Consider the following 12862-nt stretch of genomic DNA (forward strand, 5'->3'; position numbering starts at 1 on the left):
GCCCTGGGCGCCCTGGGCGGTCAGGACCGCGAGGCCCGCTGCGACCATGGTGGCCGGAACGGCCATCACGGCGGCGCGGCGCAGCCGGACCCGGCCGCGTCTGTCTAGGCTTTCGGTGCTCTCCCCGGAACCGCTTTCGGGGTTCTCGGGGATGTTGTCGGCGGACGAGGCCATGTCTGCTCCCATGGGCAAAATCAATGCGGGTTGGGCTTCAGTGGCACGTTGTCCTGGCGCGGACAGCGGCTGCCGCGCACGACTCCCCGCAACTCCCGGCGATCGCAAGGGCTTTCTCGTTACGCGTCAGTAGCCGTCGAGGAAGTTACCGGGGGTTACTTTTCAGGGTCAAGAGAGTTGTGAAAAAAGAGTGTTGAATGTGGTTCAGCTGTGCTCTGACCTCCAACTCCCTTGATCGGCCTTGACGTTGACGGACACTCAGGTCTACAACTCTCCCTGGTTCACCTCGGATCCGTGGCGCCGGATCCGCCGCCCGCGGCATCGGCCGCGTCCCGGCCCGAACCCCCATCCCCCCTTTTCTCACCACTCCGCATCAGCGCGGCAACGGCCACGGTCGCTTCCCCCTCCGGTCCGTGCCCGACCCCAGCCCCGGCCCGGCCGGAGGTCTCTCCCCCCGAAGCCTCCGGCCGGTGACCGGTCGGCTGCCGTTGCCGGTCCGTCACGTACGGAGAAGGCGTAACGGGCCGGCAGCGGTCGCCGCCGAGCGTGCCCCAGCCACCCCCACTCACCTCACGCAGCCCCCCACTCAAGGAAAGAGGCACCCGCATGCGTACGCGATCCCTCCTCGCCCTCGCCGGAACTGTCGTCGCCCTCACGGCCGCGGCGACCGTCCCCGCCTCCGCGGACGGCGCCGTGCTCACCACGGGCAGCGCCGACGGCACCGCCGTCGCGGTCGGCGACGTGCTCACCGCCCCGCTGGCCAGTGGCACCCACGCGACGCTCTACTCCAGCGCGACCGGCACCAGCGGTGTCACGTGCTCGTCCTCGACGTTCACCGCCACCGTCGCCGACAACCCGGCCGCCCCCGGCACGGCCACCGAGTCGGTCAGCGCGCAGACCTTCGACAGCGGCAGCTGCACCAGCAACGTCCTCGGTGTCACCGGAGTCACCGGCATCACGGTCGACAACCTGCCGTACACCACCACGGTCGCCTCCGACGGCACCCTCACCGTCTCCCCGGCGAGCGGGTCCACCATCCAGACCACGGTCAAGCTCAAGACCCTGCTGGGCAGCATCACCTGCGTCTACCAGGCCGCCAGTCTGACCGGCAAGGCCGACAACGCCGACAACAGCATCTCCTTCACCAACCAGCAGTTCACGAAGAGCTCCGGCTCCTCGCTCTGCTTCGCCAGCGGCTACTTCACCGCCAAGTACGCCCCCGTCACCGACGCGGGCGCGACCGTCTACGTGAACTGATGCCCGGGGGAACGGCGTTCAGCGCCGGCGCAACCGCAGCGCCAGGGCGGCGCCCCCGGTGAGCACCAGCACCGCGGCGGCGCCGCCCGCCAGCAGTGGCGCGGACGGGCCCGAGCCGGCCGCGGTGTCGGAGGCCACCGGTGTGCTGTCGGGGGCCGTGCCCCCGGCGGACTGCGGGGCGGCCGGCGCCGCGCTCGTCGTCCCGGTCCCGGCGGAGGCCGAAGGGGTCCCGGCGCTCTTCGAGGGCGCGCCGGAAGCCGGCTTCGCGGCCTTCGACGGACTGCCGCCCGTCCGTTTCCCCGTCGTCCCGGCCGCCGCGCCCGACGCCTTGGCGGCCCCCGGGAACACCACGTCGGAACACGAGTAGTAGGTGTCCGGCGTGCTGGTGTTCTGCCAGATCGTGTACAGCACCTGACGCCCCGTCCGGTCCGTCGGCAGCTTTGCGGTGATGTGGTAGGCGCCGTTCGTCAGAGCCGGGTCCTTGGCCTGCGCGAAGGGCTGCGCGGGCAGGTCCGACCACGTCAGCGGCCGGGTCGGGTCGTAGCCGGGCCTGGTCAGGTACAGCTTGAACGTGCCGGAGTGAGCGATGGTCGAGGCGTACGTCATGGTCAGCCGTCCGCCCGGGGTGAGCCGCGTCGACGGCCAGTCCGTACGGGCGAGGTCGAGGCCCTTGTAGGCGGACAGGCCTCCGCTGCACAGCTTCCCGTCCGGAATCACCTGCCGGTCCCGGCCGTTCACACCCGCGACCCGCAGGTTGTCCCACGCCACGAAGGACGTACCGTTCGCCGCGATCGCGGCCCGGCAGGCCGCCGTCTTGGCGCTGCCGCCCGAGGGTGAGCAGGCGTACACCCGGCTGACCGGATTCGTCGGCGCGCCGTGCGCCAGGGCGGGGCCCGCCGCCCACAGGGCAAGCAGGGCCGAGGCCGCGACGGCAGCCCCCGTGACCCTGGGGTGTGTGGTCATCCGAGTCATCCGGGACGTCTCCTCGGCCGGCGCGGGAACGGTCTGCTCAGTCAGTACGGGTTCGAGGCCCGTCCCGTTCACTTCGCGCCACCGTGGCCCCCGCCGCGGAGGGCCACTCCTGCGAACCCGCGGTCCGGTCGGTGTGCATAACGCACCGACCGGACAGTCTGTTTTGAGGCCTCATCGAGGGCCCATTGAGAACGGCCCGTGCGCCTCGTATCGTGGCGATCAACGGTGTGGTGGCCAGCCGCCCGTCATCGCCTCCGGAAATGCGGGACGGTCGAGGGAGATACGCACTTTGACTTCGTCCGTTTGTCGGGGATCGACGGTGACCACGGCCGGCCGCACGCCAGTTACACGTGTCGACCGTCAGGCCCGCACGCGGGACTCCCGTGCTCGTACGGTGAGCTATCGTGTGCATGGGGTAAAAAACAAACGGCACGTCCCGTTCGTTTCCAGCCGCAAGGAGTGTCCAGTCGATGGCGAGGCAGTTACGCGCCGAACAGACCCGAGCAACGATCATCACAGCCGCAGCCGACCTGTTCGACCGTCAAGGCTACGAATCCACCAGCCTGAGTGACATCGTCGAGCACGCACAGGTCACCAAAGGAGCGCTGTACTTTCACTTCGCGGCCAAGGAAGACCTGGCGCACGCCATCATGGAGCTCCAGTCCAGGGCATCGCGGCAGGTGCTGCGTGAGGTGGAGAGCCGGGGCTGCTCCTCGCTGGAGTCCCTGATGCGCGCCACGTTCGGGATCGCCCGGCTCGCCGTCGAGGGCCCGATCCCCCGGGCCGGACTGCGCCTGGCCACAGCAGGGGTCACCGTACGGCCGCCGCTGAGGCACCCCTTCGCCGAATGGCTGGAGCTCGCCACCCGCAAACTCCTGGGCGCCGTCAAGGAATCGGATGTCATACCGCACTGGCAAATCGTGGCCTTCCCCCACACCAGGCTTTAATTATTCGTCGGCCCCCGTGCCGCCGGCCGCTCCCTCGACCCCGTGGCCCGGCTGCCCCGCAGGGTCGCCGAGATGTGGCACCTCATGATCCGCGGCCTGGTGCCGGTGCCCCGGCGCGCCCGCTATCTGACACTCGCCTCCCAACTGGAGCGGGAGATCAGAACCGTCTGACCCGCGCGGTACGGTGACGCACATGCCCGACACCCCCACCGCGCCCGTGATCCTCGGCGACGAACCGGGTTCGTTCCCCCACAGCGTGCTGGCCGAACGGCACCCCGCCATCATCCGGCAGGTGCGGGACGCCTTCCCGTACGGCCCCGAGGGGCACCGCGCGCTCGACGCGCTGCTGCGGAGCTGCACCGAGGGCGTGATCGAACCGCTCCCCGCCGACGCGCCCGACCGGGACCTGTGGCGGCAGTGGGGCGCGGACGCGTACACCGGCCGGTCCTGGTTCGACGTTCCCTGGCTGTGGTCCGAGAGCCATTTCTACCGCCGGCTCCTCGACGCCGTCGGCTGGTTCGGACCCGGCGCCTGGCAGGGCATCGACCCCTTCCGCCCGTTCAAACTCGCCGAACTCGAAGCCAAGGAGACGGACGAGGAACTCGCCGCGCTCGAGTCGCTGGAGGACTGCCCGCACGACGAACGGGCGCGCGCCCTGCTGCACGGCTCGCTCTGGGGCAACCGCGCCGACCTCGGCTTCCGGCTGTCCGACGCCGGGGCCGAGGCCAAGGAGGCCGCACCCACCCTCGTCGCCGACGACAGCGAGTCCCTGTGGTCCCTGCTCCCGCCCTCCGGCACGGGCACGCTCTGTCTGGTCGCGGACAACGCGGGCCGTGAGCTCGTCCCCGACCTGCTGCTGATCGCCCACCTCCTGGCGGAGGGGCGGGTCGGACGGGCCGTGCTGCACGTCAAGCCGTACCCGTACTACGTCTCCGACGCCACGACCGCCGACGTCGTCGACGCCCTGCGCCGCCTCACCGCGGCACCGGGCGTGGCGGCCGCGTACGGGCGGCGCCTGTGGTCGGCCATGGCCGACGGCCGGCTCATCGTGCGCGCCCACCCGTTCTCGCGCGCCCCGCTGCCCTACGCGGACATGCCCGGCGACCTGCGCGCGGACTTCGCGGCGGCCGCGCTGACGATCTTCAAGGGCGACCTCAACTACCGCCGTCTGGTGGGCGACCGGCTGTGGTCCCCGGTCACGTCCTTCCGGGACGTCACCGCCTACTTCCCCGGCCCGGTCGCCGCGCTGCGCACACTCAAGTCCGACGTGATCACCGGCCTGGACGCGCGTACCGAGGCCGCGCTGGTCGCCGCCGAGGGGCAGGCCTGGCGCACCGGCGGCACGCACGCCCTGATCCAGGTCAACCCGGGCGGACGGGCAGCGTCTTGAGCCCGTTGATGAAGTTCGACACAAGACGGCCGGCGGGCCCGGCGAGCAGCTGGGGCGCGGGCAGCGCCCGCAGCGCCTCCTCGTAGAGCAGCCGCAGCTGAAGCCGGGCGAAGTGGGCGCCCAGGCAGACGTGCGGGCCGTCCCCGAAGGACACGTGCGGGTTGGGTGTACGGGCGAGGTCCAGGCGGTCCGGTCCGGTGAAGACGCGCTCGTCGCGATTGGCCGAGGCGTGGAAGACGACGACCTTGTCCCCGGCGCGGATCCGCCGCCCGGCCAGTTCGGTGTCCTGCGCGGCCGTGCGGCGGAAGGTCAGCACGGGCGGGTGCCAGCGCAACAACTCCTCCACCGCCGTGCCGAGTTCCACCTTTCCGGCCCGGAGCTGCTCGTACGCCTCCGGGCGTTCCGTCAGCGCCAGCAGCCCGCCCGGGGCCGCGCTGCGCACCGTGTCGTTGCCCGCGACGGTGAGCAGGAAGAAGAACATCTCCAGCTCGGCACCGGCGAGTTCGGCGTCGTGCGCGAGCGTGGTCATCACGTCGTCGGCGGGACAGCGCCGCTTGTACGCGGCCAGTTGGCGGGCGTAGTCGAACATGTCCCGCAGCATGGCCGGTGACCGCGGATCGACCGGCCTGCCCTCCTCGTCCAGCACCGCGGGACCCGCCTCGTCCGGGTCCTGGTAGCCGATCACCCGCTGCGTCCAGCGCAGCAGCAGCCGGCGGTCGCCGGCCGGGACACCCAGCAGATCGGCGAGGTTGAGCAGCGCGTACTCGTCGGTGACGGCGGCCACCAGGTCGACCGTGCCGTCCTGCGCGCGGGCCGTCTCCAGGGCTGCGGCGAACAGCGTGCGGGCCCGCTCCCGCACCACGTCCGCGAACCGGTCGACCCGCCCGGGAGTGAACGCGCGGCTCACCAGCCGCCGTAACCGCCCGTGCCGGGGCGGATCCTGGTTGAGCATCATGCTCCGGATGAACGGCAGGTCCGCCGGATCCGGATCCCGGATCTGGGTCGCCCCGACGTACGACGAGTACGTCGCCGAGTCCTTCAGCACCCGCACCACGTCCGCGTGCCGGGTCACCGCCCAGAACCCGGGCCCGGCCGGCCAGCCCAGCACCTCGGACTCCTCCTGCCAGGCCACGGGATGATGGTCGCGCAGGACGCGGTAGTCGGCGTACGGCACTCCTGACGCGTACCGGCGCGGGTCGAAGACGTCCGGCACGGGCGGCGACTCGCGCACGCTCACGCCCGCTCGCCCCGGCCGGCCCCGTCCTCCCGCAGGAAGTCCTCCACGAGGCGGATCAGCTCCAGCGGGGTCTCGTCCATCGGGTAGTGGCCGGCGCACGGCAGCCGCCGCAGCTCCGCCCGCGGATACCAGGACATCCACGTCTCCTGGACCAGAGCGGGCGACAGGGCCGGGTCCAGTTCCCCGGCCACCGCGAGCGCGGGCACCACGGAGCCCTCGACATCGGCGCGGAAGTCGTCGCCCGCCCATGAGTCGAGCCAGGCGCGGAACGCCTTCGCGTCGCTGCGCTCGAGCGAGGTGCCGACCATCCGGTCCAGCCAGGCCGCGGGCCGGCGGCCGCCGGTGGTGAAGTCGATGATCGCGCGCCGGTTCTCCGGCTTGTGCGCCGCCTCCGCGAACAGTTCCCACTGTTCGCCGGGCAGCGGCAGACCCGAGGCGGGCACGGGGGAGACGCCGACGATCCGGCGCAGCCGGTGCGGCGCCGCCGTCAGCAGCCGCTGGGCCACCGCGCCCCCCATCGAGTGCCCGACCACGGAGAACCGTTCCCAGCCCAGCCGGTCGGCCAGCTCCACCAGGTCCAGCGCCGCCTCGGCGGTGGTGTACGCGCCGATGGCGTCCCGGGCCTGCCCGTATCCGCGCAGGTCGACCAGTGCGTAGGTGAACGTCTCCCGGTCGAGGTCCGGCAGGACGGTCGCGTAGGCGGATCGGTCGGCGAACCAGCCGTGCACGGCGAACACCTTGTGGGCGCCGTCGCCGTGCACCTCATGGGGCAGCACGAAGAAGGTCATGCGACCACCGTGACCCGTGGGCGGGGGCGCGGCAAGCGCGCGGACGGGGCGTGGCCGTCGGCGCGCGTTGCGGTACGGGCGGTTCACCCGGCCACCCCCGCTCCTGGTCCACCGAACGCCACAGGCCAGCACGCCGGTTGACGGACTTCTCCCCGCTTCACGCGATGGTGTGATCATGTGCCACCCGGCGGATGGCCGTCGAGGGGCACGGGTAGGGGCCGGCCATGACGCAGCCGTTCGAACTCCCGCACTTCTACATGCCGTATCCCGCGCGGCTGAACCCGCACGTCGACGAGGCTCGCGCCCACTCGACCGCGTGGGCGCGCGAGATGGGCATGCTGGAGGGCTCCGGGGTGTGGGAACAGGCCGACCTGGAGGCGCACGACTACGGGCTCCTGTGCGCCTACACCCACCCCGACTGCGACGGACCCGCCCTCTCACTGATCACCGACTGGTACGTGTGGGTGTTCTTCTTCGACGACCACTTCCTGGAGATGTACAAGCGCACCCAGGACCGCGCGGCGGGCAGGACCCACCTCGACCGTCTGCCGCTGTTCATGCCGCTCGGCCTCACGTCCCCCGTACCGGAGCCGGAGAACCCGGTCGAGGCGGGCCTCGCCGACCTGTGGACGCGCACGGTGCCCTCGATGTCGGCCGACTGGCGCAGGCGGTTCGCCGTGGCCACCGAGCACCTGCTCAACGAGTCGATGTGGGAGCTGTCCAACATCAACGAGGGGCGGATCGCCAACCCCGTCGAGTACATCGAGATGCGCCGCAAGGTGGGCGGCGCCCCCTGGTCCTCGGGGCTCGTCGAGTACGCGACCGCCGAGGTGCCCGCGTCCGTCGCCGGAACCAGGCCGCTCAGGGTGCTGATGGAGACCTTCTCCGACGCGGTGCACCTGCGCAACGACCTCTTCTCCTACCAACGGGAGGTGGAGGACGAGGGGGAGAACAGCAACGGCGTGCTCGTCCTGGAGACCTTCTTCGGCTGCACCACCCAGGAGGCCGCCGACACCGTCAACGACATCCTCACCTCACGCCTCCACCAGTTCGAGCACACCGCGCTCACCGAAGTGCCCGCCCTCGCCCTCGACAAGGGCCTCACCCCCGACCAGGTCGCGGCGGTGGCGGCCTACACCAAGGGGTTGCAGGACTGGCAGTCGGGCGGCCACGAATGGCACCTGCGCTCCAGCCGCTACATGAACGAGGGTGCCGTCTCCGTCTCGCCGTGGCACGGCCCGACCGGGCCGGGCACCTCCGCCGCCGACGTCGGCGCACTCCTCGCCACGGCCGCCACAGAGCGATTGCGCGCCCGTTCGCACGTGCCCTTCCAGAAGGTCGGCCCGTCCCTGCTGCCCGACTTCCACATGCCTTTCCGGCTGGAGGTCTCCCCGCACCTGGACCGCGCGAGGCAGCGCCTCACCGGCTGGATGCACCGGACCGGCATGCTCCACGAAGGGGTCTGGGACGAGGACAAGCTCGCGGCGTACGACCTGGCACTGTGCTCGGCGGGCATCGATCCGGACGCGACACCCGAGGCCCTCGACATCAGCGCGCAGTGGCTCGCCTGGGGGACCTACGGCGACGACTACTACCCCCTCGTCTTCGGACACCGCCGCGACCTGGCCGCCGCCCGGCTGACCACGGCACGGCTGTCCGCGTGCATGCCCCTCGACGGCGAGCCGGTCCCCGCCCCGGCCAACGGGATGGAACGCGGCCTGGCCGACCTGTGGGTCCGTACGACCGCGAAGATGACCCGCGGCGAACGCTCCGGCCTCAAGCGGGCGATCGACACGATGACGGAGAGCTGGGTGTGGGAACTCTCCAACCAGCTGCAGAACCGCATCCCCGACCCCGTCGACTACCTGGAGATGCGCCGCGCCACCTTCGGCTCCGACCTCACCCTGAGCCTGTGCCGCACCGGCCGCGGCCCCGCGATCCCCCCGGAGGTCTACCGCAGCGGACCGGTCCGCTCGCTGGAGAACGCGGCGGTCGACTACGCGTGCCTCGTCAACGACGTCTTCTCGTACCAGAAGGAGATCGAGTACGACGGTGAGATCCACAACGCCCTCCTCGTCGTGCAGAACTTCTTCGGCGTCGACTACCCGACCGCCCTCGGTGTCGTGCACGATCTGATGACCCAGCGCATGCGGCAGTTCGAGCATGTGGTGGCGAACGAACTGCCTTTCCTGTACGACGACTTCGGCCTCTCGGAAGAGGCGCGCGAGGCCATGCGCGGATATGTCCTCGACCTGCAGAACTGGCTGACCGGCATCCTGAACTGGCATCAGCGGGTCGACCGCTACAGGGCCGGCCACCTCGCCCGGCGCGCCCACGGCTTTCTCCCGGACCGGCCGCCGGCACCCGCGCTGCCCGTCAGCTGACCTTCCGTATCCGCGCCGCCGTCTCCTCGGCGAGCCCCCGTACGGCCTCCGCGGCCGCCCCGGAGAGCTCGGCGCGTATGCCCTCGCCCGCCACCAGGACCGCGCGGGCCTCCTCGGGAAGGTCCGCGTCGGCGAGGGCGCGGGCGAGCGCGTAGTGCTCCTCGGCGATGAACCGGCCCAGGTTCACGCCCCGCCAGTGCTCCAGGGAGTCGTCCGGGGAGGCGGTCAGCACGCCCCGCAGGGACGACAGGGAACCGGCCGCCCTGTCGAGCCGCCCGCACTCGCGCTCCAGGCGCGCCTGGGTGAGGCGGGCGGACACCCGGTCCCAGGCCGTGTCCTGGAGCGCCGAGTACAGGCGCTGCGCGCGCAGCGCCTGTACAAGGTCGCCGAGGTGCTCGAAGTCATGGGCGAGCAGGCGCAGCGGCGACGGGTCGATGCCGTTGCCGCCGCGGCGCAGGGCGCTCTGGTCCATCACGATCTCGTCCAGACGGCGGATCAGGGCGACCCGCGCCAGTTCCGTCAGCCCCTGGTCCGCGGCCAGCCCGGTCCAGGTCGACAGCGGTTCGTCGGCCGGATCCGTGCCGAACAGCGAGTCGTCCAGCCCGTTTGCCCAGGAACGCAGTTCCTCCGGCTTCGCGTCCGGTTCGGGCATCCCGCCCAGGCCGCAGTGAGTGTCGAAGTCCGTCTCGCGCACCTCGTGCAGCAGCGGCAGGTCCGCGGTGTCCCCGTGCAGCCCCACCAGCACCGCGGCGAGCCGCAGTTCGTCGGTCATCGACGACTCGGCCTCGTGCCGCAGCAGCCGGCGCAGGAGGTCCAGGTCGCCGGACGCGCGGTCGAACTGCGCGGCACGCAGGACGACTCGGCGCCGCACCGGATCGCCGGCCACGGCGGTGAGCGCCGCGGTGTCCCCGGCACGCAGCCGGGCCAGGTCGGCCCGCCCCCGCGCCAGCACCGGCTGCCACAACGGCGGACGGGGGTGCCGGTCGAGCCGGTCGTAGGCGCACCCCTCCTCCGCGTTCAGCAGCACGAACTCGGGCTCGGTGCGCAGCAGGGCGGCGTGCAGCATCCCGACGAGCTCGACCGGGGAGCGGGCGGGCAGGCCCAGGGCGGCACGGAGTTCGGCGCGTTCCTCGTCCACGCCGTGGTACTCGCGGATCTCCTCCTCCGTCTCGGCCACGCACGCCAGGATCGTCTCCTCGCCGTCGGCCGGGGACAGACCGAGGTAGTCGTGCCAGCCCGGCAGACCGATCAGCACCTCGAGCGCCTCGTCGACGGACGAGCCGATGATCCCGGCCGAACCCTCGGAGTCGGCGTAGAGCACCGATCCGTTCGCGCACACGAAGTACGTACCGCCCGTGTCGTCGCCCGCGACCACCTCGAGGGAGCCACCGGAGGCCAGCCGGACCGGTTCGACATGGCCGTGGGCCGCGCGGTCCAGGTCGAAGCCGAACGGGAAGGCGGCCAGCTCGGCCAGGTGGCGGTGGTCCCGGAGCAGCCGGAGGGCGTGGTCGGTCATGTCACAGAACGTAACAGTTGCCACCGACAACCCGATGCCCTCGTCCCCGGGCCCGGGCGCCTCGCCCGGTACACGATTTCCGGACACTCTCCAGCGGAACGGGATATTCGGGGAACGCGGATGGTCCGCCGGGAGTCTTCCGGGACGAGGGGAACAGGAAACGACGGAACACACGGGGGTGTTCGAACTTGACCGAGATCATCGACAGGATCACCGGGAGCGGCGAAGCGGAGCAGACGCAGGCTCCGGCCGAACTGACGCCGTACATCGCGCCGTTGACGGTCCCTCCGGTCCTGCGGCCCGCTTCCACGGACGTGACGCGCGAGACCGAGATCGCGCTGCGCCCGGCCTGGGTCCGTCTGCACCCGCAGCTGCCGCCCACCCTGATGTGGGGATACGACGGCCAGGTGCCGGGCCCGACCATCGAGGTGCGGCGCGGACAGCGCATCCGCATCGCCTGGACCAACCGGATTCCCGAGGACGGCGAATACCCGGTCACCTCGGTGGAGGTGCCGCTGCGCACGGACGGCCGTCCCCAGGGCAGCACCGAGCCGGGCCGTGAGGGCGTCGAGCCGAACAAGGACGTAGCCGCGCTGCCCGCCTGGTCGGTGACCCATCTGCACGGCGCGCAGACGGGCGGCGGCAACGACGGCTGGGCGGACAACGCCGTCGGTCACGGCGACGCGCAGCTGTCGGAGTACCCGAACGACCACCAGGCGGTGCAGTGGTGGTACCACGACCACGCGATGAACATCACGCGGTGGAACGTCCACACGGGTCTGTACGGGACCTACCTGGTGCGCGACGACGAGGAGGACGCCCTCCGCCTCCCCGCCGGGGAGCGGGAGATCCCGCTGCTGCTCGCGGACCGCAATCTCGACACCGACGAGGACGGCCGCCTCAACGGCCGGCTGCTGCACAAGACGGTGATCGTCCAGCAGAAGAACCCGGAGACGGGCAAGCCGGTCTCCATCCCCTTCACCGGCCCGTACACCACGGTCAACGGCCGCATCTGGCCGTACGCCGACGTGGACGACGCCTGGTACCGGTTCCGGCTGGTCAACGCGTCGAACGCGCGCATCTACGACCTCGTCCTGGTCGACGAGGACGACAACCCGGTCCCGGGCGTCGTCCACCAGATAGGCAGCGACGGCGGGCTCCTGCCACACCCCGTGCCGATCGACTTCGACGGCGCACTGCCCACCCTGACCGCCGCGCCGGCCGAGCGCTTCGACCTGCTGGTGGACTTCCGGGGGCTGGCGGGCAAGCGGCTCCGCCTGGTCAACAAGGGCCGCAACCAGCCGGCCGGCGTTCCCGACCCGGCGGGCGACGTGCGCTACCCGGCCGTCCTTGAGTTCCGGGTCCGGGACAGCGGCCGCACGGACACCTTCGAGCTGCCCGGGGTGCTCTCCGGCTCCTTCCGCCGGCTCACCCACGACATCCCGCACGGCCACCGCCTGATCGTGCTCACCCCGCCCGCCACCAAGGGCGGAGGCGGCCATCCGGAGATCTGGGAGATGACGGAGGTCGCGGACGCCGGTGACATCCAGGTGCCCACGGACGGTGTCATCCGGCTCACCGGTGCGGACGGCCGCACGAAGACCTACCGGCGCACGTCCCGGACGTTCAACGACGGGCTCGGCTTCACCATCGCCGAAGGCACCCACGAGCAGTGGAGCTTCCTCAACCTCGCGCCGATCGTCCATCCCATGCACATCCACTTGGCCGACTTCCAGCTGCTCGGCCGCGACGCATACGACGTCTCGGGCTTCGACCCGGCGGTGGGCGGCACGCGCAGTCCGGTCAGCCACGACGCCTCCACCCGGATACCGCTGGCACCCAACGAACGCGGCCTCAAGGACGTCTTCCGGGTTCCCGGAGGCCAGATCGTGCGGGTGATGGGCCGCTTCGACGGCGCGTACGGCCGGTTCATGTACCACTGCCACCTGCTGGAGCACGAGGACATGGGCATGATGCGGCCCTTCGTCGTGCTGCCCCCCGCGGCCCTGAAGTTCGGCCACGGCGGGGCGCACGGTGGTCACGGGGAGGGTCACACGGGGTGAACACCGGCGCCTGAGACATGGTTCCGAGGGGCGGGCGACCGCCCGCCCCCCCCGCCCCCCCCCGCCCCGCCCCCCCCCGGGGGTGCCGGCGCCCCGCCCCCCATGACAGTACCACGCATAGACAGGGGACATGA

Annotated in this window: 8 protein-coding genes and 2 pseudogenes; 5 read left to right on the forward strand and 5 right to left on the reverse strand. The window is 71.6% G+C overall.

Annotation, left to right across the window (positions count from 1 at the left end; genetic code table 11):
* A pseudogene (locus ACFW2E_RS23235) lies at positions 1-174 on the reverse strand (cholesterol esterase); the annotation flags it as partial.
* Positions 175-780: 606 nt separating this feature from the next.
* On the opposite strand from ACFW2E_RS23235, the gene ACFW2E_RS23240 reads away from it, so the two are divergent.
* Positions 781-1431 (forward strand): Tat pathway signal sequence domain protein, encoded by a 651-nt coding sequence (locus tag ACFW2E_RS23240; protein ID WP_384468992.1) that lies wholly within the window; start codon positions 781-783, stop codon positions 1429-1431.
* Between the two features lie 18 nt (positions 1432-1449).
* Here ACFW2E_RS23240 and ACFW2E_RS23245 read toward each other — a convergent pair whose 3' ends face one another.
* Positions 1450-2403 carry a lytic polysaccharide monooxygenase gene (locus ACFW2E_RS23245; protein ID WP_384468993.1) on the reverse strand — a complete coding sequence of 318 codons (954 nt, stop codon included), beginning with the start codon at positions 2401-2403 and terminating at the stop codon, positions 1450-1452.
* 470 nt (positions 2404-2873) lie between these two features.
* On the opposite strand from ACFW2E_RS23245, the pseudogene ACFW2E_RS23250 reads away from it, so the two are divergent.
* Positions 2874-3521 (forward strand): annotated as a pseudogene (locus ACFW2E_RS23250) (ScbR family autoregulator-binding transcription factor).
* Positions 3522-3543: 22 nt separating this feature from the next.
* The gene (locus ACFW2E_RS23255; RefSeq protein WP_384468994.1) at positions 3544-4740 is read left to right on the forward strand and encodes a damage-control phosphatase ARMT1 family protein; all 1197 of its coding nucleotides are present in this window, start codon (positions 3544-3546) and stop codon (positions 4738-4740) included.
* Here the strand turns inward: ACFW2E_RS23255 and ACFW2E_RS23260 are convergent.
* Together ACFW2E_RS23260 and ACFW2E_RS23265 are read right to left on the reverse strand one after the other, a co-directional pair.
* Complete coding sequence (locus ACFW2E_RS23260) at positions 4712-5977, reverse strand: cytochrome P450 (protein ID WP_384468995.1); 1266 nt, start codon at positions 5975-5977, stop codon at positions 4712-4714. The genes ACFW2E_RS23255 and ACFW2E_RS23260 overlap by 29 nt on opposite strands.
* On the reverse strand, positions 5974-6765 hold the full coding sequence (locus ACFW2E_RS23265) for an alpha/beta fold hydrolase (protein ID WP_384468996.1): 792 nt from the start codon (positions 6763-6765) through the stop codon (positions 5974-5976). Before ACFW2E_RS23265 ends, ACFW2E_RS23260 begins: the two co-directional genes overlap by 4 nt.
* 224 nt (positions 6766-6989) lie before the next feature.
* Between ACFW2E_RS23265 and cyc2 the strand changes: the two genes are divergently transcribed.
* Entirely contained in the window at positions 6990-9149 is a 2160-nt protein-coding gene (gene cyc2 / locus ACFW2E_RS23270) for a germacradienol/geosmin synthase Cyc2 (protein ID WP_384468997.1), read from the forward strand.
* Here the strand turns inward: cyc2 and ACFW2E_RS23275 are convergent.
* Positions 9142-10665: a hypothetical protein gene (locus tag ACFW2E_RS23275; protein ID WP_384468998.1), complete on the reverse strand. Its 1524-nt coding sequence runs from the start codon at positions 10663-10665 to the stop codon at positions 9142-9144. The genes cyc2 and ACFW2E_RS23275 overlap by 8 nt on opposite strands.
* 188 nt (positions 10666-10853) lie before the next feature.
* Here ACFW2E_RS23275 and phsA point away from each other — a divergent pair, with 188 nt between their 5' ends.
* Positions 10854-12728, forward strand: coding sequence for an O-aminophenol oxidase PhsA (gene phsA, locus ACFW2E_RS23280; protein ID WP_384468999.1), 1875 nt, complete (start codon positions 10854-10856; stop codon positions 12726-12728).
* Positions 12729-12862 lie beyond the last annotated feature (134 nt).

Origin of the sequence: Streptomyces sp. NPDC058964, from assembly GCF_042741275.1 — a bacterium.
GTDB lineage: Bacteria > Actinomycetota > Actinomycetes > Streptomycetales > Streptomycetaceae > Streptomyces.